Origin of the sequence: Paenibacillus sp. B2(2019) (assembly GCF_008370385.1) — a bacterium.
Lineage (GTDB): Bacteria > Bacillota > Bacilli > Paenibacillales > Paenibacillaceae > Paenibacillus_AQ.
The window spans coordinates 111061-136632 of sequence record NZ_VTZR01000021.1 but is presented as its reverse complement, the minus strand read 5'-3'; the positions used below and the strand labels follow the sequence as shown (position 1 = coordinate 136632).

The following is a 25572-nucleotide window of genomic DNA, read 5'->3' as shown; positions in this document are numbered from 1 at the left end:
ATTTTGTCAGAAGCAGTTCTTAGAAATCAAGTCATTCAAAAGGCATGGGAAGATCCAAGTTTTAAGCAAAGACTACTCGCAGATCCAAAAGCAGCTCTCCAAGAAGCGCTAGGCGTAATCATTCCCGACAGCGTTACCTTGAAAGCCGTTGAAGAAGGTTCAAATGAATTCTATCTTGTAATCCCACCAAGTCCATCATCAGATGTATTGAAAGCAACCGCAGCACCACGCGGTTCTTGGTAAGACAGCAGGATTAACCTCATAGGGAGTAGGAATCATCCGGAGCTTCTGCCAATGGCAGTATGGTAATGGATTCGGTTCCTACTCCTTTTTTGCTTGTAAATCTCACTTCACCTTGCATAGCTTCAATGATGCGGAAGGTAACCATCAATCCTAAACCTGTTCCTTTATTTTTCTTGGTGAAATATGGTTCTCCGAGTCGGTGCAGAACATCAGGGTCCATTCCTTCCCCGTTATCTTTGATGTGAATAATCACTTTATTATCTTCACCGTACACCGACATATAAATGAACCCTTCTTCACTGAATGATTCAATGCTGTTCTTGATAATGTTAATGAACGCCTGCTTAAATTTCGAGGAATTTCCTTTTACCCATAATTGGCCGGATACATCCAGAATCATTTTTCCTCCATTGATGTGACACAAGGGCTGCATAATACTCTCAATATGCTTGAATTCATCATATAAATTCAGACTAGAGATTGTCTCAAATTCTGGTTTAGCAAAGGTTAAGAAATCTGTAATAATATTGGATGCACGATCTAGTTCACTTAGGGCCATTGACATATAAATTTGCTCTTCGTTAACGGATTTCTCGCTAAGCAGCTGAAGAAATCCCCGGGTGACTTGTAGTGGGTTTCTTACTTCATGAGCTACGGATGCAGCAAGCTCGCTAATGATCTCCATTTTTTCCGAACGCTCCAATTCATTGTTGAAACGCTCTAGTTCTCTAGAGTAATTAACAACCTGTTGATGGTTATAGGCTAATCTTCGTTCCAGAATTACGATCAAGGAAATAATGAAAGCAACCAGCCCCCACTTCCACAAGAACAAATCATAATTCCCTTTTTGGATGTAATACCATAATAGCTCTGCAACTACAGTAAACGCAGCGGTTCCAAATCCAATGGCAAACACAATAGCATCTTTATTTCCTTTAAGAGAGAACATAACCACACATGCGATCAGCAGGATGAATTGGAGGATAAGGATAACCCCTATAATGGTGGTAGAAATAAAATAATAGAACTCAATATAGCGATTATTTGATAGGAGATTGATTAAAAGACATAACAAACAAAAAGAAGAGTAAAGCACTTGAAATTGACGAAATTTTCGAATGATACTGAATTTACCACTACCGAATAATTTCTCAAATAAAAAGGTAAGCGCTGGGAGAAGTGAAAAAAGGGCTAAGTCTAGGCAAACGTTACTAATTGGCCCCAATTTATTGTAAAAGGTATAGATGAAGGGGGAGTAGGTTATAGAAAGGATTCCGGTAGCCGCTATAACCACTGCTAGTGAAGCAACACTGGAGAAATAATCTCTGTTTATGTATAGAGCACTTATAAAAAGAACGATAGCCACCAGAAAAAAAGCGCAGCCCAAAATCACATCACTAAGTCCATTCTCAATATATTCATTAATTAATTGACTATGTTCACCGATCATTACACTTTTTTTAATTCCAATTCTGTCTTGCATGGTTTCTGTCCAGATATATAGTGTTTTCCCGTTATCTTCTTTACTTAAAGGCAACAGCAAAGAATAGTTATCCTTGATATATTTACGATTCTCCTCGAAGATCAAACGATCCTCCACATACACTTTCACATGAAGAGCATATAAAGTATCGATATACACCGAAGGAGACACATAACTAAAATCGGGTAAGGAAATACGGGTCCAAGAAGAGGATACTCCTGAAGGTAACTCTGGGAGTTCCTTCTTAGAATCTACGTTCATCCAGCTTTGCTGGCCTTCACTCCACGGAATCTCTTTCCCCGCATCTCCTGTTTCGTCCACCCATTTCATTTGCCACTTTGTAATTTCTTGAGATGGATATGGGTTCGCCGCCGATACAATAATAGAGCCACAACCTACCAGGAGGAGTGAAAGGGTGATTGTAATGTGGAGTATTCTAACCATCAAGCGCATATAGGCACCTCAGAAGGAAGTTTCAGAAACAATATTCTGTGTGTTACTACTTCGCTCACTATACTACCCTTTCCTTCTAAAAAACGGAATAATCATTAAATTCTCCTAATTTTTTCTAGCCATTGGCAATTTAATAATAATCTCCGTTCCTTCCCCCTTCTCACTTTGAAACTCAGTTGTCCCTTCCATCGCCTCAATAATTCGGAAGGTTACCATAAGCCCAAGCCCTGTTCCTTTTGTTTTATTAGAGTAATAAGGCTCACCCAATCGGGCCAGCTCACTACCATTCATCCCTTCCCCATTATCACGTACACTGATCATTACATGGGCTTCGGATTTCCAGGCCGTAACTCTAATAAATCCATTATCCTGTAAAGCTTCGATGCTATTTTTTATAATATTAATAAACGCTTGTTTAAATTTAGCAGATGATCCAATCACGCAGAGTTCCGACTGCAGGTTGAGTTCAATGACTCCCCCTTGCAAATTCGCAAGCGGAGAGAGGATACCCGACACATGCCGTAACTCTTCGGATACATCTAGACTCTCAATAGTCTCTAGCCCCGGCTTAGCAAAGGTAAGGAAGTCTGAGATAATAACCGTCGCTCTATCCAGTTCTGCGATGGCCATCTGCATATACTCCCTCTCCTTATGATCTGACCGTTCTCCTAGGATCTGAAGGAAACCACGGGTTACCTGTAAAGGATTCCGTACCTCATGCGCTACAGAAGCTGCCAATTCACTTATAATCTCCATTTTCTCGGAACGCTGTAAATCATTATTAAACGTCTCAAGCTTACGAGAATATTCAACGAGTTGTTCATGGTTTCTCGTAAACCTTCTCCCAAGAATGACGATTAAGGATAATACGAAAACCATCATCCCCCACTTCCACCAATATAATTGATAGGATTCTCTGGAAATGTAGTATACGACCAATTCGCCAAGAGATACAAATGCAAAGATTGTAAACCCTGTAGTAAAAACAATAGCATCCCCATTGCCGCGATAAGTATGAATAAAAGCTAAGCTTAACAGTAATATAATTTGCACAATCATAAAGACGCCTAGAACGTTAGCAGTCATCAATCTATAAAAGTCTTCCAGCTGATAAGAAAGAAGGATATTAATAACCATTAGTGAAAGACAGAATATAGAATAAACCACTTGAAACTTGCGGAATCGGGTAACGATTTGCTTTTTTCCTGAACCGAATATTTTCTCAAAATAAAAGGTTACGGATGGCAACAAGGTGTACAACGCTAAATCAAAGAATACAAGCACGATTTTCCCATAATCCCCGAGGATGATCGGCAAAAACGAAGAATACGTAACCACTATGACTCCAATGGATAAGAGAATTAACACCAACAAAAATCCGGCCGTAAAAAATCCTTTTCTCAAGAATAATGAACAAATAAACAGGACAATAGCTATAAAGATAAACGTCATCCCAATGATGATATCCATTAAGCCCTGCTTCACATAAATGGACAACAGCTCACTGTAGCGATCTACCCTTATTTCGCCTTCTATTCCTAAATCCTTGCTTCCTCCGTGTGTCCATATGTATAGTTCCTTCCCTCCATCTTCTGTGGATAAAGGAATTAGAATTTTGCTGCCGTTGAAATTGTATTTATTCTCAGAATCATATACTAACGCGTTATTCACATAAGCTTTGACGCTATTTCCATATACCTTATTAATGAATAACGCGGATTTCTCGCTCATTTGCGGCAAAGAAAACCGGAGCCACGCTGAGGATGTACCTTTTGGCGTCTCTGGTTTGTTATTATGAGGCGTTACGCGAATCCATTCATCATCTGAAGCTGCTACAGCTTCTTCGACAGTCTCTGCTTCTGTATTTCCAAATCTAATCTCCCAACTTGGCAGCGCAGAGTCTGATGATCCAGCACTCACTATCGCCGCACCGTAAGGCACTATTGCTGTTAGCAATAGAAATAATAGCAAAGTAGCCGCTATCTTTGGTTTTGGCAACTTCATCGTAGCACCTCAGTAATTCATTAGTTGTATAAATGATCATATATGATTCTTAATTTCGACAACCTTCGCACTATTCCTGCCTATTCTTGTAAATTTTCTCGAAAAAAGACGTTATTTATCGGCGTTATTACCCTGATTATTTATAAAACGATTCGATCATAGGCAATCGGGTAAAGATACATATGAGAAGTCCAAATCTTAACCTACCGAGGGAGTGAACGGCTATGGAAGATACACCTAATAAAACTGAAGCCGATTTTGCATATGAACGTTATATACAAGCTGATATTGATGTAGAGGATGTTGTCAATGAAGATGCCGACCCCGTGTTGGTTGGCGATAAATATTTGGCGGCGGATATTGGTTTAAACCAACCTGAGGAAACACTCGAAAGAAATGACTTACTGGAATCCGATGCATTCCTCGCTGCTGAAACGGCAGGACTAACAAGCAGCGATAATGCTGAGGACGAGGAGCTGCTAGAAATGGAAGAGGAGGATCCGCCATTGGAAGATATTCCTGATGCAGATGAGGTGTATCCTGGATCCATCATCGACCCTGCTTCACCACCAGTAGATGGCATGCCTGGAACGGACGTCTTAAATGGATCACAGGGAGATTAGACTATATAAAGCCGCCGGGCTAGGATCCGGCGGCTTTATTTGTTTTTCAATATGAGCACTTTCTTCATTAATGGTTACTCTTGAGCAGCCGGTTATTCTGCTGAACGCGCTGCTGCAATTTGGGAATCCAGCTTACGGGTCTTAACCAATACCGCTGCTACAAGCAGCATCACCCCATTGATCACAAACACCCAGCGGATCTGGATAAAAGCCCCAAGTAAGCCGCCTATAATAGGCCCGGCCATTGTCGCGAGTTGAGATGCCGCTTGGTTGAGACCAAAAGCACGTCCGCGAAACCCGGGCTCAATCACTTGTACAATCATTGCATTTACAGATGGAAGCACACCTGCATAGAACAAGCCGTAGGCAAAACGAAGAACGGCGAATTCCACATACCCTGTAACAAAAAATTGCAGAATATTACCAATACCTCCACCGATTAATCCAATGAACAAGATCATCCCGAAGCCCTTCCGGCTTCCGATTCTCCCCCACTGCGGAGCCATTAGCACAGTAGCAATACCCACAGCGGAGAATACAATTCCTGAGCTTAGCGAGGCGCTGCTTTTGGCGATTCCCATGTCTAGTAGATGTATCGGAATAAGCGGCTCCAGAATCATAACAGAAAAGGTGCTTATCCCCGCCAGCGATAGCAAAGTCATAAATGCGCGATTGCTTCGCGCTTCCTTGATATCATCACTTACATGAGACCTCGGAGCAGATCGGTCAAAATTCTCTTCTTTAGCAAAAAAAGTAGCAATAAGTGCCGAAACGAGTACAATACCTGCTGAGAATAAAAAAGCAACCCGATTGCTTGTGTAAAAGCTCACTACACCGCCGATCAATGGACCAATGATACTGCCCGTTGCTCCGGCTGTAGACATAATACTCAGCGCATAACCGGTCTTATCCTCAGGTGTGTTCGTAGCCACCATGGCTATCGCAGCCGGAACAAATCCAGCAAGCAATCCTTGCAGTACGCGCACGATCAGAAAGACGTAAGGATCATGCACGAAGTAATTAATCAGATATAAGGCTGCCAAACTGAAGCCCGAGCGAATAAGCATCGGCTTCCGACCATATTTGTCGGCGAGGGAACCCCAGTAGGGAGAAATTAAAGCGCTGGCTAGAAAGGTTATGCCAAAGCTAACCCCGGACCAAATTTCCAAATGATTCGTAACCCCAAGCTCGTCACTCAAAAAAATAGAGAGGAACGGAATAGAGATCGAATACGCCGTACTACAAAAAAAGACACCCACCCAAAGCACGATCAAGTTCCGTTTCCATGAAAAGCGCATGATCTACACATCCTTTCTTGATGTTCTCGCGGAAACATTCCTATTATTGTAAACCTCTTTTGAGAATGTGCCAATCCCACATGTCACAACTGATCTTTGCATGTAAAGGGACAAAGAGGTTATTATGAGAAGTACCTACGAGATTATTCAAGAAAAAGGAGAGATTGATTAGTGAAGTCTACACGAGCAAGATCTGCTATCCTAATGGTCATGTTATGCCTGGTGATGGTTATTGCAGCAGGTTGCGGTAATAAGCCTACCAATAACAATGCCAGCAGTAATAATGGAAGCAGCAGTGGAGCAGCAGGAAATAACGCAAGCAGCGAGACAAATGCTGCGGCTAACGAAGGACTCCCTTCAGCTACAGCAAGCCACCCCGTTGTGACCATTGAGATGGATAACGGAGGCATCATCAAAGCCGAGCTTTATCCTGAAGTTGCCCCTAACACTGTTAACAACTTCATCTCACTGATTCAAAAAGGATTTTATGACGGCACTATATTCCATAGAGTGATGCCTGACTTCATGATTCAGGGCGGTGACCCTGATGGTACCGGTATGGGTGGCCCAGGGTATAGCATCGCCGGAGAATTCTCCGGAAACGGGTTTACTAATAACCTGTTGCATACGGAAGGTGTTCTGTCCATGGCAAGATCGCAGGCTCCAGATTCTGCCGGTTCCCAGTTCTTTATTATGGATGCAGCTTATCCTAGTCTAGATGGAAGCTATGCCGCTTTTGGTAAAGTTACCGAAGGCATGGACGTGGTTAAATCCATTGTTGGCTTGAAAACAGACAGTTCAGATCGTCCAGAAGAGCCACCAGTGATGAAGAAAGTAACCGTCGACACACTGGGCGTCACTTACCCAGAACCACAAAAGGTACAATAATAAGCAAAAACGCCGTTGGCGTCCTTAAAGGACGCCAACGGCGTTTTTGCTTGTGAAAGACTAATGAAAGTACCTAAGCGTCTTATCCCCGTATTGATCTTCTGCTAAGAGCATGTTGACCGTTACGCAGGAAAGTACTACGAGTATTTCTTAATAAGGAAATCCGCTCCTCTGCAAGCTGATTTGCCGCAACAGAAGTAGGAATTCCATTTAGACGTGAGATTTCAAGCACGCGGGTGATGTTATCGTAAATTTTTGAAACCTGTTTAAACGCACGTTCCTTATTATAACCATTCAGTTCATCCGCAATATTAATAACTCCACCAGCATTAATCACATAATCAGGAGCATACACAATGCCCATTTCGTGCAGAGTATCGCCATGATAGGCCTCTTTTAACTGATTGTTGGCTGCGCCTGCGATCACCTTCGCCTTAATTACCCGGAGGGACTCATCATTGATCGTTGCTCCGAGTGCGCATGGAGCATAGACATCACAGTCTGTACTGATAATATCTGCGGGATCGACTGCTTTGGCACCGTAAGCCTCTACTGCGCGCCCCACAGCTTCTTTATGAATATCGGTTACGATAAGCTGAGCGCCCTCTTCATGAAGATGCTTACACAGCGAAAAAGCCACATTCCCAACGCCTTGAACGGCTACAGTCTTTCCTTCGAGCGAATCACTGCCAAACGCTGCTTTGGCCGCTGCCTTCATCCCTTGGTATACGCCGTAAGCCGTCGCTGGTGATGGATTACCCGAGGAACCATAAGTAGGAGATGTACCTGTAACATAATCTGTCTCCTGATAAATAATGTTCATATCTTCTTCTGTAGTGCCAACATCCTCGGCTGTTATGTAACGTCCATTCAAGCCCTGTATGTATCTTCCAAAAGCACGGAACATCGCTTCATTCTTATCCTTCTTGGGATCCCCTATAATTACCGTTTTCCCACCGCCTAAATTTAGGCCGGATACTGCATTTTTGTACGTCATCCCTTTCGCTAATCGAAGCGCGTCAACAATCGCTTCCTCTTCTGTAGCATAGGTCCACATCCGTGTTCCACCCAGTGCGGGCCCTAATGTCGTGTCATGAATGGCGATGATTGCCTTTAATCCTGATGCTTTATCCTGACAAAATAACAGTTCCTCGTAATCGTCCCGCTCCAATGCTGCAAACAATTCCATTCTTAATATCCCCTATCTCTTTGTTATATTCCAGATGTTGGTTGTTACTCTTACCTCTCAAAGTATTGTAGCAGAATGTGTCGTAAAACAAAAAGAACCACGTCACCCTTATAACTTTCAATGGATGACGTGGCTCTTATATGAATGGCTACTGCACCGAACAGAGTGCAATTGTCAAAATGCGTTACAGCTTAGCAATTGTTTCTGTAAGAACAGGAACGATTTGCGATTTACGGGATACTACACCTCTGAGAAGTGCTTTATTGTCATCAAGCTTAACATTGTACGCCGTTTCTACTGCACCTGCAACACGACCCAGAGCCAGACCCACAGAATCGTTATTGAGGATATCTGTAACTACAAACAAAAACAGATCCAATTCTTTTTCAGCAATAATGGAAGTAAGTGCAGTTTCCAGTTCAGCTTGTTTGGAGAGAACATCATTAACATCCACCGCGTTCACTTGAGCGATTTCAACTTTGTATTCACCCATTTTAAATTCCTTTGCATCCAAGGAAATCAGTTGAGCGATACTCTTGTCGCTAAGATCAGCTCCAGCTTTCAGCATGTCGAGACCGTAGCTTTCTGCATCTACACCAGCGATTTCAGCAAGCTCACGTGCTGCAGCTACATCTTCCGCAGTGCAAGTTGGTGATTTAAACAGCAAGGAATCAGAAATGATCGCAGACAGCATCAATCCGGCGATTTCTTTAGGAATAGCAACTCCGTTTTCTTTATACAACTTGTTAAGAATAGTAGCTGTACAGCCTACTGGCTCAGCACGATAGTATAACGGATGTGCAGTCTCAAAGTTTGCGATCCGGTGATGGTCGATAACTTCAACCACGCGTACTTGATCAATGTCATTCGCACTTTGTTGGCGTTCGTTATGGTCAACAAGAATAACCTGATTTGCTTCACCAGCTACGTTCTCTACCAGACGAGGAGCAGCGACTCCGAAATGATCAAGCGCAAATTGCGTTTCACCACTAACCTCGCCCAGACGAACGGCCTCAGCATCCCAGCCCAATTCCTTTTTGAGTGCAGCATAAGCAATTGCAGAACAAATGGTATCCGTATCCGGATTTTTGTGTCCAAAAACCAAAGTTTTTTCCATTTCCAATCTCCTTACTATGTTTTAGTGAGATTAATATACCATACATTGATAGCGGCTTCCAGATTGTGTGGTTTGAAAAATGCTTTATCGGCATTCAATTAGCCTCTTCTAAGGTTGCTCACGCCCTAGTCTTTGGAAGTGGTACCGGCTTGTCCTCCCCATGCAGTGGCTCATTATCCGAGAAAAGGTCCGGATTCTCTGTCAGCATCTGGCTTAGGATATCCGTCGTTTCTACCGCGCCACATACCCTGACTAACGCGTCTCCAAAGTTACCCTTGCGCATGGCACCGCCCTCTTCAAGCTCACGCTCCACCTTCCAAAAATGCTCCGACCAAGAGAGGCCACAATGTCTGCGAGAAGGCACCATGATTTCATCTCCACCCGGCGTCACCGTATATAGCTCCTCATGGGTATCCGTCATTCTGCCTGGAATATCGACCCACTCTTCAATGCCATGGATGAACGTATTCCGCCGAAGATCGACTCCCAGCAGTACAATTTCCGCCTTTCGATCAAGTAGCTTGCCCCATGCTGAACCACGGGCGCACGGCGTATCCCAGCGTTCATCCCCCGTAGTGAACTCCTCAGCATCTGCACCTAAAGCCGCCACAGAATGCGTCGGGTGCCAAGAGCGAACAACACCTGGACGTTTACGGAATAACTCCGGTAATATCCCTACACAAGATGGGGAATCTTGAACAGAGAACCTTGGATTGTCTGCATTAATATAAGCCCATGTATGAGTTGGCAATACGAGCAGTCCGTCCTTCATATATTCACTGAGTACATCCAGTACTGTGTTCGCGCCTCCATCTACTTCCCCAATGCTTTTTAAAGAGGAATGGACCAGAATAGTCCCGTGTGGATCAAGCTTTAGCTCCTGCAATTGTTTCATCAAGCTAGCTGTTGTGTGCATTGTACGCTCTCCTTATGTATGAACTGGATTTTATGATGCATAAACATCTACTTGCAAAAATCGCATTTTACTATTAAAATTATAGTTACTTAATAATACTCACTAAATCTTTTAAAGATCACAATATAACTTACTCACATTTAGCATTTACACGGAGGTAATTACACATGACATTAACATTAAAAGGACTACATCACGTATCCGCAATTACAGGTAAAGCGCAAGAAAACTTTAGGTTCTATACCGAAGTACTTGGACTGCGTCTCATTAAAAAGACAGTAAACCAGGATGATATTTCAGTGTATCATTTATTCTATGGTGATGAGAAGGGTAATCCCGGAACCGAATTAACTTTCTTCGAACTCCCGATGGCGGGCCGCAACCGTGCAGGCAATAACAGCATCTCCGCGCTCTCCCTTCGAGTGCCAAATGATGCTGCACTTACCTATTGGGAGCAGCGTTTCACCGAGCTTAAGGTAGAGCATGAAACGATTCAAACAATCGGTGGCCGCCAGACTTTAGCCTTCCGTGATCACGAAGGGCAACGTTTCATTCTAGTATCCGACGAAAATGATAATGGTGTTGCCGGTGGCATCCCTTGGGCTAAAAGCCCGGTACCTGCTGAATATGGGATTGTTGGCCTAGGTCCTGCACATCTTACAGTAGAAAGTGCAGAGCATACGGCGGTTGTACTGGAGCAATTGCTTGGCTTCCGCCGCAAAGGCACTTATCCTTCAACCATTGCGGGCCAGCCAGATGTGATTGTATTTGAGACTGGAGAAGGCGGATCAGGTGCAGAGGTTCACCTAGAGGAACGTAATGATCTAGAGCAGGAACATTTGGGACGAGGTGGTGTGCACCATGTAGCATTCCGCGTGGATAACGAGGAGGAATTGAAGCAATGGGTCGAGCATATACGCACAGCTCAGCTTCCTAACTCCGGATTCGTGGATCGTTTCTACTTCCGCTCCCTTTACTTCCGTGAGCCTAACGGCATTCTTTTTGAGCTAGCTACAGACGGGCCAGGCTTTGCAACAGATGAGCCAATGGAAAGTTTGGGCGAATCTCTTGCACTGCCACCATTTCTGGAATCGAAACGCCAGCAAATCGAAGCTTATCTGAAGCCGCTGGATACTCGGCAATAAGATTCTTCAGCTCACTTAATAAAAGGTGTGAGTCGCTGATGCGCTCACACCTTATTTTTTATTGAAGATCCGTTGTCTTGCCTACAATGTCTAAGAGCTCCGACAGAACTCGAATTTCATATTTCGGTTGAACACCCGACGTATTCTCTTTACCGAGCGGGTTAAACCAGCAAGTATCGATCCCATAATTAATTCCGCCTTGAATATCAGAGGTTAAGGAGTCCCCTACAATCAGTACTTTTTCCTTATCCGAAATCCCCAATTTGGCAAAAGCATAATCAAAAATCCCTGTCTCCGGCTTCTGACAACCAGCCTCCTCTGAAATAATGATCTGCTCAAATGTTTCACTAAGCGGTGATCCTTGGATTCTGGAAGTTTGCACTTCTTTAATTCCGTTCGTAATGATCGCTAATCGACAGCCGGCAAGCTCCTCGCACAGCTCGATCGCTCCCTGAATCAGAAAGGTTCCCTCGCCTAAGAAACGTAGATACGCTTCACTAAACGCCTCAGGATCTAGCTCCAGCGCATTCGTAGCGAATAACCGATTAAACCGTTCCACGCGTAATGCCGCAGAACTAATCTTCCCCTGCTCCAAATCACGCCACAGCGCATGATTAATCTCCTGATAACTGGCAGCATAATCCTCAGCACCTGTGGGCATCCCAACATGTAGAAATGCGTTAGATAACGCGTGACTTTCTGCCATTCCGTAATCAAACAATGTATCGTCAGCATCGAATAAAATAACGTCGTATTTCATAAATATCCCCCCAAAACTCTTTTCTCAAAAAGGTACTACAGTGATACAATCAAGTCAACTTATCAGTCAGACGACAAAAATTTACTTTTTTAAGGTAGTTTTAAGCGAATTGTGTTATTTTAAAAAGAAAACGGTGGTGAGCGTCATATTATACGTTTTATCGTTTCTAATGTCTTTTTCTATCGTCTACTTTCTAATTCCGCCGCTCGGCAGACTAGCTTTCCGACTCGATTTTGTGGACAAGCCTCGTCAGGACGTTGAGCGTAAAATTCATAGAGAGCCTATACCGCTTACGGCCAGTTACGCCATATTCATTGGATTCTTCATTACCTATCTGGTATTTGCCCGTGAATTCTCCATGGAAACCGTCGCGCTGTTTGCAGGGGGCGTACTACTGCTGACCATAGGTACCATAGATGATTGGTACAAAACAAAAGGTAAGGATTTCCCGGCACTGCCCAAAATGATTGTGCAGGTTAGTGCGGCTGTTCTTGTTTATCTTTCCGGCAACGCATTTACAGGCTTCTACAACCCCTTCTCAGGGGATTATATCGTTCTACCCGTTGTATTACAGTTTCTATTAACGATTATCTGGATCTTCGGCGTAACCACTGTCATTAATTTCTCGGATGGTATGGATGGTTTGGCTGGCGCCTTAACTGCTATTTCGGCCATAACACTATTTATTGTCGCATTAACTAAGGGGCAATCCTCTTCTGCGATTATGGCGATTGCACTCGTCGGTGTCACCATTGCTTATCTACGCTATAACAAACCGCCTGCCAAAATCTTTATGGGCGACGCCGGGGCTACCTTTCTAGGTTTCATCCTTGCGGTAATCGCACTCGACGGTGCGTTTAAGCAAGCTACGGCCCTGTCGCTGTTCATCCCGATTCTGGCGCTGGGCGTTCCGATCTTCGACAATATTTTTGTCGTCGTCAAACGCTTTATCCAAGGCAAGTCCATTTATCAGGCCGACGCTACCCAGGCTCATTACCGCCTGCTTCGTGCAGGTTTGAGCCAGAAGCAAGTCGTTGCCGTGTTATGCTTGATCAGCGTTTGTCTATCCTTATCCTCTATCATTCTGTTATTGATCGAGACTTGATGTATTATTTGCGGATTAGTATCGTACAAGAAACAACGCATCGGCTAGTCCATTGAAGTAATAAAAACGAGCAAGTTTCCAATCTGGAAACTTGCTCGTTTATTGTTTGAAGTTTATACGTCTTTAAGGCCCTACCTCTGCAGCCAAACACATCATCTCATCTGTCGCTTTCTTGCGTAAACTCAGCTAACCTACGGTAAATTCCTATGATTTCCTCCATAGGCATCCTCACTAATCCACTGGAAGAGGGAGCTACAAATTCACGTACACCGTCTACCTTCGGAGGTACATCCCCTTGAAATCCCCAGTTTGCTTTAGTCCTACGACTAAACTCTGTATATACACCTTTTCCTACAAAACAGGCGACCTGTGGGCGATACAATTCCAGCTTGGAGCGAAGCAATTCGCGGCCCTCATTATATTCCTCACGGGTAATATCATCGATTCCGCGTGTAGGCCTGGAAACAATATTTGTAAAACCATAACCCAGCTTAAGTAGGTCCCCGTCCTCAGACGCGTCGTATAGCCGAGGAGTAAGTCCTGAATTGTGCAAGATTCTCCAGAAATTATTTCGTGGATTCGCGTAATGGTGCCCCACTTCACCTGAACGAATACTCGGGTTAAAACCAATAAATACAATCTGTAATCCATGATCTAGGTGATCTGAAATTCCATCCATGTGAGTATGCCTCCTAACCAAACGATGTTCTAATTCTACAATGGGGTATACACATTAAGACAGGAAGCCGGAATTGGGTCCGCCAGCCATACCTCATTACCCGCACAATAAAAAGTTACACCCATTTGACCAGCGCTAATCGTATCAACAGTCAGTAGATTCAATTTCCCTCTGCGGCTTCCGGCCAGACTGGCAAAATGTGTCCCTTCGGACAAATGAACATATTGACGTCCCATCGATTGGAGTCCCTCTTCCAAAATAACTGAAAGAACGCCAGCATGAGTTCCGTGATAAAGCGTAGATGGCGGAGTTCCCGGATCATAGGAAATTTTGGTATGACTATGCCCGTACCGAGCTTTGATTCGATCTCCATTAACTTCAAATCGTTGCTTCTCGCAGCCTGCAACCACTTGCTGAATATCTCCCACAGTCACCTCAGCCCATCTAGGAGCTTTCACAAGCACGGACAACAAATCGTCCAACGTACAGGAACCATCCTCCAGGTCCAAAATAAGGCCATACTGCTCTGGAGTATGCCGGAGCAATTTAGTCATAAATTTGCTTAATGACACTTCTATAGCATTGCTTAACATTATATTTCTACCTCAATTCATAACTCATTTCTATTCTATTCTCTACAGCCGTGGATCTACAGGATCAGACTCCAAAGACAGCGCAGCAAGCACACATTCATGTACGCGTTCTATCGGCTCTTTACGAATAAAACGTTCCACCGATTCCCGGCTAAGCGCACATTCCATTAAGGCATTTCGCTCTTTTTTGCTTGTTTTGCGCTGCTTGAGGCGTACAAGATTGTCCGGCTGTAAATAATCTATTCCATAGATAATATGCAGATATTTACGCCCTCTCACCTTGAGTGCAGGCTGAACCAGTTTATCTCCATTACGTGTTATAAATGTTTCCGGTTTGATAACAATCCCTTCATGCCCATCCTCCGTCATCTCTTCCCACCAACGGATTATCTGTTCCTCGTCCGCTTCATTACAAACCGTGCGGTATTCAGTCTCCATAAATAAAGGTGACAACTCCGCTAGTTCACGATTATGCTCCATATGCCAAAGATGGCTGTGCTCAAAGAAAGTTTGTCCGCTATGCGCAAGCGTGTGGAAGGGAGCAATCTTAATCCCGTCCAATCCACTTACGTCCCAGCAATACTTTTGGAAAGCTTCCTTAAAAAGATGAGCATTCTGGAGCTTCTCCTCCATTTCCTGTATCCACGAGGTAACATCTCGCCCTGATCTTTCAGCCTCACGCAGCTTCTCCAAAAGATGCTCCCGATCTAACAGTGCAGCTTCAGCCACATGTGCATATTGGGAGGAAATCAGCTCACGCGCTTTCAAGTTCCATGGTACGATCTCCGCATCTAGGAGCAGCAAATCCGTGTTATTTTTCGCAAAATAATTCGCCTGCACGAGATCCGCGTTCAGCCTACGTAACACTTCAGATTCAGTATCCCTGTCAAAAAAAGCTCGGCCTGTCCGTGTATAAATCGTGCCCAATGACGGCCTGCCCACATACGATAATGCCGCCTCTTCATCCCGGAATAACAATAGGATGGCCCGGCTGCCCATATGCTTTTTCTCCGCGATCATTGTCTTCACACCTTGAGCGCGGAAATAAGCAAAAGCTTCACGCGGATGCTCCAGATAGTTCTCATCTATAGACACTGAAGGCGGTGGACTCATGGTCGGCGGGATATACACCAGTTCCTCAAGTGGAACCGTAAAGTGGGAGACCGTGTCTATGGCCGCTTTAACGAATTCTCCGCGTACAGTTATTTCACCATAAAGGTCAGTTTGGAGTGAGTAGCCTTCCACGAATTTACGCAGGTTAGGTGGTGAGAATCTCCCCCGCTCCCAACGTATTAACGGACTGTCCGGATCACCTGCATAATCGTGTTTCGCTTTAACACTAACAAATTTCCCTTCAGGGTAACGGTACGCAGTTAAAGATCCGCCAAATACAGCACCCTGGTCGATGTTCACTGTATTTTTTACCACGGTTGGGAAAGGTCTAGGATCATGCCCCCAGACGATGATCTCCCCTGATTCGTGTTCGACATACCATTCTTTCCTTACAGGAGCACCCTTGCCATCCATTCCATCAGTGTCCCCATATCGGCAGAAGTCCTGAATCCGTTTGGACTGCTTGCCGATAAATTCATCGCGAATTCCAGCATGGGTAACTACGACCCGCCGCACGCCATTGCGGCCAAACAACAAGTGGCTAGGCGCGGACAACAGAAACTGTTTAAGTTCATCCCTAAGCCTTTTTGCTTCCTCATCGCCTGCTTCTAGCGCAAATGCCTCCAGCTCAGCGGCGATATTCTCGTCTCCGTGACTTAATGTAACTTTGCGACCATCCAGGTAGCGGGCGATTTTCCAGCCATGGTTGCTGTCGATCATACGGGCGATTCCAGCATCTACATGCTTTTTCCAAAACCTCATCGTCTTCAGCGATTCCGGGCCCCGGCTCATCACATCCCCCACAGAAATTAACTGCCTACCCTCGGGGTGTCTGTACAACCCTTGCTCGTCTTCCTTATATTCCAATCTTTCGAGTAGCTCGATCATCTCTTCATAACAACCATGAATGTCGCCGATTATATCAAGTCCTTTATCGATTTCAACCCAAAGCGGGTTCTGCTTACGTTCAAAAAGTACTGACTCCGTATTTTTCAAAAAATAAGTCGAGGCAAAGCCCTCGTCCTTAACACTCCGTAGCGAACGCTTGAACTGTCCATATTGTTGCTTGACCCGCTGGCGTCCTCGTGGATGCTCACGCTGTACATCCCGCTCCAGCAGCGTTTCCTCTGGAACATCGAGCACCCAAGCCATACATGGAACATTATACTTATCTGCTAAATCTAAATATTGCTTACGGTATTCCTCTTGCAGATGTGTAGCATCCACCACCGTCAGTTTTCCAAGTCGGCAGCGCATGGCAATGACTGAATTCATTGCTTCAAAGGCTAGACTTGAGAGCAACTGATAATCATTAAAAATAATATCTGCTTCTTCGCGGGGACGATTCTTCCAATCCATAAAATCAGTGTCGCCAAGCATGCTACGGAAATCATCCGATGAGACGATTTCTGTCTGCAACAACGTGCCTTCATCTACTAATCTACGCAGTAAAGTGCTTTTGCCGCTATTGGAGGGACCCACCAATACAATAATTCCTGCATGCGGAAAAAGAATGGTTCGCTGCTTTTCTTTTTGCTCTTCTGTAGTCATTACAATGCTCCCTCCTTCCTAAATACCGCCATCTGCGTCGGGTATCCAAAAGCGTCAGAACCCTCGCCAATTCCTTTAAAAACAACCGAATAATCAAAGGAGCTCGTCCAGCGCATACACCACTCGGAGAACTCTGCTCGTCCCCATTCAAAACGGTGATCACTATGCCGCATTTCTTCCGATTCCATCTCATACACCTCGTTATACTCCTTGTTCGGTGTAGTCAGGATCAATACCTTAGGACTATATTCCGCCAGAATAGTCTCCATCACTCGAGCCAGCCTATATTCGTCGATATGCTCAATAACCTCACATAGAATCATAATATCCTTGTTCCGCAGCGATTCATCGAAGTAGAACAAAGAACCTGTAACAGGCGTCGGCACGGTAACTCCTTCTCGGTCTTCAAGCTTCGAGAAGCGATCGATTGCGCGTAACTGTGAGTTTGCCGAAGGCTCAACCGCCCAGATCTGCTTAACGCCCGGCACACTTCCGAGTCTTGCCGAAAGTTTTCCTTCACCGGAACCAAAGTCAACAATACTACTCTTGAAAACCAACCCTTCTACTGTTTCTGCAATCGCCGCATAACGCAGATCATTTAATCTAATTTTAGGCTCAGCTGAAATCTCAGCAGGAGTAATAGCCACTTTTTCAGAAGAAGGGGTGGATTCCTCACCATCAAATTGCTTAATAAGATTAGCAAATCGTAGTGACCGCTTAAGAATTAACCCACGCAACGGATGACTATCCAACCAGCCTTCGCCATAACGCCTGATTTTCTCAATCTCATCATCACTGATAAAATAATGCTTATCATCATCTAATGCCGGAATCAGAATGAACAGTTGACGAAGGGCCGTTTGCAGCGTCTGTTCTCCCCGCAACCTAATGTATCGTGCAGAACTGCGGCTTTTTAAATCAAAAGAATACACTGCATCTCCTCTTTCAAGCTCAAGCTCGTAGCCAAGTGCATGAAACAGTTCCTCAATCGTGTGATCAGGCAGGTTCGATGCTACTGGGCCAAAGGACAGCTCCAATTGAAATTTGTGATCTACCCAAGGCAAAAATACTTCCTTAGGCTTTCCATTAAGAGCTGTACCTAGCGCTGGACGGATATAAGAGCAGAATCGGCTGCTCGTAACAAACTCCCGATCGTTAATATATTGTGTGATGTCATTATGAGCAGCACTTCCTTTGACTAGAGCAATTGGATCTGGTGTGACATAGATAACGGCCTCTGTCTCTTCGTCGGAAGCTGCAGTGAATACTATACGCACTCTAGCTTCTTTATCGCTCCTGTCATATAAATTATGCGGGTTTTTAGCCAGCAGATGGGACAACATCCCCGCTCCTGACCCCGTCGCCTTGATGATCAAATGCATAAGCTTCATCTCTCCTTAATTAACAATTATTGAACTGCGAACTTACCAGTTCCATTGCCCCGTTTCTCCCCAGACCTCTATCAGTGCTGATCGGAACAAAACATCTAACGCTTCATCCATAACACCAACACTCTGTTCAAAAGCAGAAGCAACCGCCTCGTAATGAGCAATTCTCTCCTCCAAATAAGTATTGATAACATCCAAGCGCGGCTCCAGATTTAGTTCATCACCGGACATTTTACGAGATAACAGGTTCTGCACGGCTTCCTGTAATTCTGAACCTTGTGGAATCAAATCCTGTACAAGCACATTAAAATCGAGCGGAGGCACTTCGTTGTATTTTTCAATCCAAGCGCATGCTAAGAGTGGTCTTAATACGTAAAAATATTTCTTAATTTTAACCTCACTGCCTTGCAGATAATCCCGGTAATTTCCTCGCGCCATGTTCAAATAGTGGTAAATGCATGATTTTGGCGAAAAGCTTTGTGGCGAGAGTTCACGGATACTTTCGGCTACAGCGTATTTTTCTTCATAGCGAATCGGTGATTCTAACCATTCCAGCAGAGGCGGATTAGATTTCCGAAATAGATTAAGCCCCTTCTTCAAGTCCCAACCGTTAATATCAAGCATGTCACTGATCGGCCGTTCTATTACATCCCTGTGCTCAAAAATAGATAAATACGCCTCAGGTCTCCGTATGTATAGGAATCTAACATCATAATCACTATCTTTGGATGGAAATCCCCAAGCCCGGCTCCCCGATTCACACGCATACAAAATGCGGACTTGTTCTTCAGATTCAATGGTCCGAAGCTGCTGAATGATCGATTGATGTATTTCCGACATATTAACCCCTCCCTTAAACCTTCTAAATATGCAAAAAAGACCATGGACTCCATCGTCCATGGCCGGGCTTCACCTAAATACAGAACTCCTTACCGGTTAATATAGCGTTGTTGATTCACCGGAAATGAATACACTGATTCTAAGGCTGACCTGTAAGCCAAGGGAACAGATGGACGCAAATATGGATAAGCATTATACGATGGCTGATTATTCATATTGTTATTCATCTGTCCTTACCCCCAAGTCAAATTATATTTTATTCAGTACCATTTCATCCTTAACCTATCTCCAAAAGCATAATCCAACTATCCAGTTTTTGTCAACCAGTAGTCTTTTTCTGTAATCTTTTACTTACCTTATTCTTAGCTTATTTCAGCAATACTTTCAATTCAGCCGTCATATCGGACGCTTTTAACATAACGAAATCACTATAACCCTCCTTATACAGCAACTTCACAATGTAGTTGCCATTCTCAACGCCATAATTGAAACGATGATCTAAAATATCCGTTAATAGTGCCTTATCCTTCGTAACAACTGTACGATTCTTTTCACGTGCAAGCACTACTCTTTGTTCAGGACTCGTAGGATTCTTAGGTGTTTGCTTATCCATAAAGTCGTCTTTTACAATCTCTGCCGATTGGATATCTTCAGCTGTTATTCGTATTTTATCGGCATAGCCTTTTTCGTTCATCCACTTTTCAAGCTCATGGAAAGAAGACTTCCACGGATAATAATAACCATAACTTGAAGAAACTTGGTTGCTGTCATCTTTTGCCTTTACCTCTGTTTGGATACCAGCCATATCAGGTTTCCCGTCCTTATCTATCTGTACTTCGTAGGACATATTCGAAATTTCGCGTTTGATAATCTCTTTTAGCTCTGAAATTTCCTGAGGATCAGAGATGGCTACTTTTTTATTCCTGTTAGTAACCCACATATAATCCAGGTCTTTGTCTAAGAGAGCTAAATTATACTTTTCATACTTGTAAGCTTCGGTATCCTTAACCGCCTTGAGCTCTGATTCAAACCCCTTATTAGGGATCCAGTATTCCCTCACTAGCTTGTGACCGTTCTCCAATTGATAGGCGATGGTAAAATATTCATAAGCGTATTGTTGTGAGGTATGTTCTGGACGTACCGCAATTACCGCTTGATGAAGTTTACGGACAGCTTCTATATAATCTTTATCATCGGAAAAAGGGTCCTGCCCCATATAGGGTGTAGTAGTGTACAAATCATCCGTGGGGGTATACCAACGGTAGTTAGATCCCATATACACACCACTAATCTTATCACCGGAAGGTACTCTAGCTTCATACCCGGTAACACTTGATATCGGGATATACAGAAGTAACCCCAGCATTACTGCATAAACCGCAAACTCTGCTAACACTTTACGCGTCATAATCTGCCATGTTTTCCGAATAATCATTTCCGCAGCAACATAGCCGATAATGGCTCCAATGGCATATCCACTAATTACCCAGCCCATTTGCTGTTGCTTCATTTGCGCAAAATAATTCCCGGAAATAAGCATAGTACATAACATAACCCCTGCTTTAAACAGCGGGTTGAAATATCCAAAAGCAATAGCTTGACCCGCTTTTTCCGTATTACGTTTACGGTATAACAGGTAGGATAATCCAATAAATAAAAGGGACAATACTCCATAAATCCACAATTCTGTATTGGTAAATGGTTTGCCGGTAAAATAATACACGATATGAACAAACGGAGACCACATCTGCAAACTAGAATCACGGAAGTTTACATTTGCATTTGCATAACCATAAAGATACATGACTAAATGGCTATTGATTAATGAGATCAGTACAACAGGAAGAATAAGCAAAATATAAATGATAATTCCCTGAAGAATAGATTGGCCCGTGCATATTCCCACAAAAACACTAAAGCAGAAGAGGAACAAAGTCAGAATACTAACTGTGATACACCATTGCCAAATATCTGCGCCCTGAAAAATATAAAAATTACCACTCCATCGCTTAACAACCGCAACCACCCCTGCAGTTAACCAAACCGGTACCAACAGTAAGGTAAGTCCACTTGTCAGATGAGCCGTAAATAAATGCTCTCTGCGTAAAGGCAGGCTATGCCATAGATCTGATGGAGATTTTGCCTGAAGGTATCGGAATAAAAAGAGTCCAGCAGCAACAGGGATCGTAATAATGAACAATGCTTGCACATTACCAGAGATGCGGAATAAATGATCGATTTCCTGCGGTTTTGCATTTGGATCGATACTCATGAACAGCTGCAATGGAAGTGCGAACATTAGGCCAAGTGCATATATAATCCCTATCCAGCCATGCTGGCGGAAGTTCTGGCGAATAATACTGCTATTAAAGTAGTATCGGCTGCGCGTCATATCCGACATCCCCCATTTCATAAATAAAGATCTCTTCTAACGTCAATGGAAGCAAATCGAATACGTATGGCTCGTACACTTGAAAAGCCGCTTTGATTCGCTCACGATCCCCTTTTACTATGTACAGGTTCACGCTCCCCCGGCGTTCTTGATGTAAAATTTGCAGCTTCGCTGCTAACGGAATTTCATGCCGTTCATCCCGGAAGGCCACTTGAATCTTATGTGTATCCGCCTTAAGATCATCCAGATCCTTCTCAATCAGCATCTTCCCACCATGCATAATCCCAACATGATCACACAGATCTTCGATCTCACGAAGATTATGTGAAGAAATGATTACCGTCAGCTCGCGTTCAGCAACCTCCTGAAATAGCAGGTTTTTGATCTGGCGTCGCATTACCGGATCTAACCCGTCAATCGGCTCATCCATAATAAGCACATCTGGCATACAGCTTAAACATAACCAGAAGGACGCTTGCCGCTGCATCCCTTTGGAGAAACGACTAAGCTTACGCTTCTTATCGAGCTGAAAGACGGTCCCCAAATCATCAAAACGCTTCTGATTCCAGCTCGGATAGATCGAGCGATAGAAGGCTGCCATTTGCAGCATGGTGGATTGCGGAAAAAAGTAAGGAGCATCCGGCATAAAAATAACCCGTTGCTTAGTCGTCGGGTGTTCGAATACCGCTTTACCATCCACCTTCACGGTCCCTTTATCTGGAGAGAAAATGCCTGCCAAGGTTTTCAGCAGCGTAGTTTTACCCGCGCCATTAGAGCCGAGCAGCCCATAAATCGTCCCTTTACGTACCGTTAAAGAGATATCGTCCACTGCCTTCTCCCCTTGAAAAAACTTACTGACACCTCGAATCTCAATCATCACTTTTCCCTCCTTCTCTCTGCTTCTCCACTTGCTCATACAATGAACTAATTTCAGCTGCGGTGAACCCAAGGTATACCGCTTCCGCCATCAGTCTAAGCAACTCAGCACGTACTTCGGCTTTTTTAATCTCATTCTGTTCTTTTTTCATTGGGGCTACAAAACTCCCTTTCCCCTGCAGTGAATAGATATACCCCTCACGTTCTAATTCACGGTAAGCCTTCTGAATCGTATTAGGATTCACGGTTAGCTGTTGGGATAATGTCCTTACCGAAGGCAGTTGTTCATCAGTCTGCAAAATACCATGTAAAATCATCTCCTTGACCTTATCGGTCAGCTGCTCATAAATCGGCTTGCGACTGCGAACGTCCAATTCGAACATAACCATCCTCCTTTCACTGTCTTCCCTTAGTTCATGATGATGTGTATTAACTGTACTACTATTATTAATACAGTTTAATCTTTATGTCAACGCAAAAACCCCCACAGTTATAAAAACACTGTGGGGACTTTTTCTCATGAATAGACACTTTATTAGCCTGAGGAGGTATTCATACTCTCGTCTCTTGATTCAGAAAAATTCGAGTGCGCTCCTGCTGTGGACGATCAAAAATCTGCTCTGGTGTTCCAGACTCCGTAATCTCACCGTTGTCCATGAAAATCACACGATCAGCCACATCACGAGCAAAGTTCATCTCATGAGTGACAACAATCATCGTCATATTCTCCTCAGCAAGTTGACGGATGACGCGTAGTACCTCGCTCGTGAGTTCAGGATCAAGCGCGGAAGTGGGTTCATCGAACAATAGAATATCAGGATTGAGCATTAATGCTCTCGCAATAGCAACCCGTTGCTTTTGTCCACCCGACAGCTTTGCAGGATACACATCCGCTTTTTCAGCAAGTCCTACCTTAGAAAGTAAGTTCTCACTTCTAGCCGTAATCTCCTTCACGCTCTCCCGTTTCAACATCCTTGGAGCTAGCTCTAGATTGCCTCGCACCGTTAAATGTGGAAATAGGTTAAAGTGTTGAAACACCATTCCCATGGACGCCGTGATCTCACGAATACTTGCTCCACTAGCGTATTTTCCATTCTCCACGAGCGGCTTGCCTTGGATGAAGATGCTTCCACCCGTAATTTCCTCTAGATGTACTAGACTACGCAGCATCGTACTCTTACCTGAACCTGAAGGCCCGATAACAGCGACGGCTTCTCCCGCCTGGATATTGAAACTAATCTTCTTCAACACATCCAATTTGCCGAAGGATTTCTGTAAATCACTTACTTCTATCATGTTACTCATATTCAGACAGTCCCTCTACTCGAATTTAAAACGTTTCTCCAGTGCTTTGAAGAATAAAGTGAGCACCAGCGTCATCAGTAAGTAAATCACTCCCGCCACTACAAAGGGGGTTACAGTAAAGTCTCGATTCACTGCTGTTTTGGCATAGTTCAGTAGCTCAGGTACAGCAACGGCATACAGCAGGGCCGTATCTTTGACCAAGGAAATCGATTCATTGGCCACGGCTGGCAAAGCTACCCTAAACATTTGAGCTAGAATTACCTTGCGCAGCGTTTGCCATTTACTCAGTCCGAGTACTTTGGCTGCTTCATGCTGCCCTTTATCAATGGAGAGCATACCCCCACGGAAGATCTCCGCGAAATAGGCTCCATAGTTAAGAATAAATCCAAGACTTGCCGCAACGAAGCGGTCCATGACCAGATATTGCCCAATCACCGGAATCTGTGGTAAACCAAAGCAAAAAAATAACAATTGTAGTAAAAGTGGTGTCCCCCGCATGACATAGATATAGGTATGTGCAATCCAAGCCACGGGCTTGATCACACTCTTCGCCATCAAAGTGACTAGGAACCCGAGCGGAATCGACACCAAAATAACAATAAGAAACAATAAAATAGTTGTACGCGCGCCTTCTAACATCGGCCCGGAAATTTGTATTATATAATCCATTTTCATTTCTCCAATAAACTCTGTATATTGACCTTCTATTTCAATACCTTATTCTCACCAAACCACTTCGTAAAGATCTTCTCAGCTGTTCCGTCGTTGTTCATTTCATCCAAAGCCTTTTGAAGTTCTTCCAGTAGTGCCTCATTGCCTTTCTTAATTCCAATACCGTACTGCTCAGGAGCAAGCGATTCATCTAGTAGCTTAAAGGTATTAGGCTCTTTTGACATATAATATCTGGCTACCACTTCATCAATGACTACACCGTCCAGGCGCTTAGTCTTCAAATCTGTGAGCGCTAGCACATTATCCGGAAATTCCGACAGATTAGCAATTTGGTCTTTAATCGGATTAGCATTTAATGCATCGGCAGCGGAGGATAGACTTTGAAGTCCTACCTCTTTACCAGCCAAATCCTCAAGCTTTGAAATAGAGGAATCCGCTAATACGACTACAACCTGACTATTCTCAAGATAAGGCTTAGTGAATAATACCTTTTCCTTACGTTCATCTGTGATGGTATAACCATTCCAAATCATATCAATGCGCCCGCTATTCAATTCTGACTCCTTAGCTGACCAGTCAATAGGCTGAAAAGTGATTTCTTTGCCCATTTTCTCAGCTGCAGCTCCGGCATAGTCGATATCAAACCCAACAATTTCATTGTTCTCATCTCTAAAGCCCATCGGAGCGAACTTATCATCAATCCCGATCACCAGCTTTCCATCCTTGCTCCCAGAAGACGAACAGCCTGATAAAGCTGCAATAACCATGATCATAAATAAAACTAAAAGTGCATTTTTCTTCATCTCTTTTATCCCCCATCGTTGACACAGTGCTGTGTGCTTTAGTTCGCTAATACGTTATCAGAGTATCATGATAACATGACAAATTAACTACGTCGATAGATTAGAGAAGTCTACATGTGTCAAATCTACAAAGATT

The 25572-nt window shown here is 43.9% G+C and carries 23 protein-coding genes; 5 read left to right on the top strand and 18 right to left on the bottom strand.

Going from position 1 to position 25572, the window contains the following annotated elements:
* The first annotated feature begins 3 nt into the window (after positions 1-3).
* Positions 4-243 carry an NHLP leader peptide family RiPP precursor gene (locus PAENI_RS19770; protein ID WP_170880314.1) on the top strand — a complete coding sequence of 80 codons (240 nt, stop codon included), beginning with the start codon at positions 4-6 and terminating at the stop codon, positions 241-243.
* Positions 244-259: 16 nt separating this feature from the next.
* Here the strand turns inward: PAENI_RS19770 and PAENI_RS19765 are convergent, their stop codons facing one another.
* Together PAENI_RS19765 and PAENI_RS19760 are read right to left on the bottom strand one after the other, a co-directional pair.
* Positions 260-2170: a sensor histidine kinase gene (locus PAENI_RS19765; RefSeq protein ID WP_256721605.1), complete on the bottom strand. Its 1911-nt coding sequence runs from the start codon at positions 2168-2170 to the stop codon at positions 260-262.
* Between the two features lie 114 nt (positions 2171-2284).
* Complete coding sequence (locus PAENI_RS19760; RefSeq protein WP_149646456.1) at positions 2285-4183, bottom strand: sensor histidine kinase; 1899 nt, start codon at positions 4181-4183, stop codon at positions 2285-2287.
* A gap of 224 nt (positions 4184-4407) precedes the next feature.
* Between PAENI_RS19760 and PAENI_RS19755 the strand changes: the two genes are divergently transcribed.
* Complete coding sequence (locus PAENI_RS19755) at positions 4408-4806, top strand: hypothetical protein (RefSeq protein WP_076283888.1); 399 nt, start codon at positions 4408-4410, stop codon at positions 4804-4806.
* A gap of 92 nt (positions 4807-4898) precedes the next feature.
* Here the strand turns inward: PAENI_RS19755 and PAENI_RS19750 are convergent, their stop codons facing one another.
* Entirely contained in the window at positions 4899-6104 is a 1206-nt protein-coding gene (locus PAENI_RS19750) for an MFS transporter (RefSeq protein ID WP_076283887.1), read from the bottom strand.
* Between the two features lie 204 nt (positions 6105-6308).
* Between PAENI_RS19750 and PAENI_RS19745 the strand changes: the two genes are divergently transcribed.
* Positions 6309-6992, top strand: a complete 684-nt coding sequence (locus tag PAENI_RS19745; protein WP_149646612.1) for a peptidylprolyl isomerase — start codon at positions 6309-6311, stop codon at positions 6990-6992.
* 82 nt (positions 6993-7074) lie between these two features.
* On the opposite strand, the gene PAENI_RS19740 is transcribed toward PAENI_RS19745, so the two are convergent.
* The 3 genes from PAENI_RS19740 to PAENI_RS19730 all read right to left on the bottom strand — a co-directional run bounded on the left by PAENI_RS19740 (position 7075) and on the right by PAENI_RS19730 (position 10214).
* Positions 7075-8181 (bottom strand): Glu/Leu/Phe/Val family dehydrogenase, encoded by a 1107-nt coding sequence (locus PAENI_RS19740; RefSeq protein WP_149646455.1) that lies wholly within the window; start codon positions 8179-8181, stop codon positions 7075-7077.
* A 184-nt stretch (positions 8182-8365) separates the two neighbouring features.
* Entirely contained in the window at positions 8366-9298 is a 933-nt protein-coding gene (locus tag PAENI_RS19735) for a manganese-dependent inorganic pyrophosphatase (RefSeq protein WP_076283885.1), read from the bottom strand.
* A 118-nt stretch (positions 9299-9416) separates the two neighbouring features.
* Entirely contained in the window at positions 9417-10214 is a 798-nt protein-coding gene (locus PAENI_RS19730; protein WP_149646454.1) for an AAC(3) family N-acetyltransferase, read from the bottom strand.
* A 167-nt stretch (positions 10215-10381) separates the two neighbouring features.
* On the opposite strand from PAENI_RS19730, the gene PAENI_RS19725 reads away from it, so the two are divergent.
* The gene (locus tag PAENI_RS19725) at positions 10382-11359 is read left to right on the top strand and encodes a ring-cleaving dioxygenase (RefSeq protein WP_149646453.1); all 978 of its coding nucleotides are present in this window, start codon (positions 10382-10384) and stop codon (positions 11357-11359) included.
* Positions 11360-11417: 58 nt separating this feature from the next.
* Here PAENI_RS19725 and PAENI_RS19720 read toward each other — a convergent pair whose 3' ends face one another.
* On the bottom strand, positions 11418-12119 hold the full coding sequence (locus PAENI_RS19720; protein ID WP_149646452.1) for a YjjG family noncanonical pyrimidine nucleotidase: 702 nt from the start codon (positions 12117-12119) through the stop codon (positions 11418-11420).
* Between the two features lie 169 nt (positions 12120-12288).
* Here PAENI_RS19720 and PAENI_RS19715 point away from each other — a divergent pair, with 169 nt between their 5' ends.
* On the top strand, positions 12289-13224 hold the full coding sequence (locus PAENI_RS19715) for an MraY family glycosyltransferase (protein WP_042124401.1): 936 nt from the start codon (positions 12289-12291) through the stop codon (positions 13222-13224).
* Positions 13225-13381: 157 nt separating this feature from the next.
* Here the strand turns inward: PAENI_RS19715 and PAENI_RS19710 are convergent, their stop codons facing one another.
* The 11 genes from PAENI_RS19710 to PAENI_RS19660 form a co-directional block, all read right to left on the bottom strand.
* The gene (locus tag PAENI_RS19710) at positions 13382-13903 is read right to left on the bottom strand and encodes a mismatch-specific DNA-glycosylase (RefSeq protein ID WP_149646451.1); all 522 of its coding nucleotides are present in this window, start codon (positions 13901-13903) and stop codon (positions 13382-13384) included.
* 35 nt (positions 13904-13938) lie between these two features.
* The gene (locus PAENI_RS19705) at positions 13939-14496 is read right to left on the bottom strand and encodes an RNA 2'-phosphotransferase (RefSeq protein ID WP_149646450.1); all 558 of its coding nucleotides are present in this window, start codon (positions 14494-14496) and stop codon (positions 13939-13941) included.
* A 42-nt stretch (positions 14497-14538) separates the two neighbouring features.
* Positions 14539-17160 (bottom strand): polynucleotide kinase-phosphatase, encoded by a 2622-nt coding sequence (locus PAENI_RS19700; protein WP_149646449.1) that lies wholly within the window; start codon positions 17158-17160, stop codon positions 14539-14541.
* On the bottom strand, positions 17160-18542 hold the full coding sequence (locus PAENI_RS19695; protein WP_149646448.1) for a 3' terminal RNA ribose 2'-O-methyltransferase Hen1: 1383 nt from the start codon (positions 18540-18542) through the stop codon (positions 17160-17162). The genes PAENI_RS19700 and PAENI_RS19695 overlap by 1 nt, the downstream gene beginning before the upstream one ends.
* A gap of 42 nt (positions 18543-18584) precedes the next feature.
* Positions 18585-19388: a nucleotidyltransferase domain-containing protein gene (locus tag PAENI_RS19690; RefSeq protein ID WP_149646447.1), complete on the bottom strand. Its 804-nt coding sequence runs from the start codon at positions 19386-19388 to the stop codon at positions 18585-18587.
* A gap of 367 nt (positions 19389-19755) precedes the next feature.
* Positions 19756-21780 (bottom strand): hypothetical protein, encoded by a 2025-nt coding sequence (locus PAENI_RS19685; RefSeq protein ID WP_149646446.1) that lies wholly within the window; start codon positions 21778-21780, stop codon positions 19756-19758.
* Entirely contained in the window at positions 21755-22657 is a 903-nt protein-coding gene (locus PAENI_RS19680) for an ABC transporter ATP-binding protein (protein WP_149646445.1), read from the bottom strand. The genes PAENI_RS19685 and PAENI_RS19680 overlap by 26 nt, the downstream gene beginning before the upstream one ends.
* Positions 22650-23039: a GntR family transcriptional regulator gene (locus tag PAENI_RS19675; RefSeq protein WP_076283874.1), complete on the bottom strand. Its 390-nt coding sequence runs from the start codon at positions 23037-23039 to the stop codon at positions 22650-22652. The genes PAENI_RS19680 and PAENI_RS19675 overlap by 8 nt, the downstream gene beginning before the upstream one ends.
* Positions 23040-23208: 169 nt before the next feature.
* Entirely contained in the window at positions 23209-23961 is a 753-nt protein-coding gene (locus PAENI_RS19670) for an amino acid ABC transporter ATP-binding protein (protein WP_410477479.1), read from the bottom strand.
* Positions 23962-23976: 15 nt separating this feature from the next.
* Positions 23977-24636, bottom strand: a complete 660-nt coding sequence (locus PAENI_RS19665; RefSeq protein ID WP_149646444.1) for an amino acid ABC transporter permease — start codon at positions 24634-24636, stop codon at positions 23977-23979.
* Between the two features lie 29 nt (positions 24637-24665).
* A complete protein-coding gene (locus PAENI_RS19660) occupies positions 24666-25436 on the bottom strand; it encodes an amino acid ABC transporter substrate-binding protein (RefSeq protein ID WP_149646443.1) in 771 nt (256 codons plus the stop codon).
* Between the last annotated feature and the right edge of the window lie 136 nt (positions 25437-25572).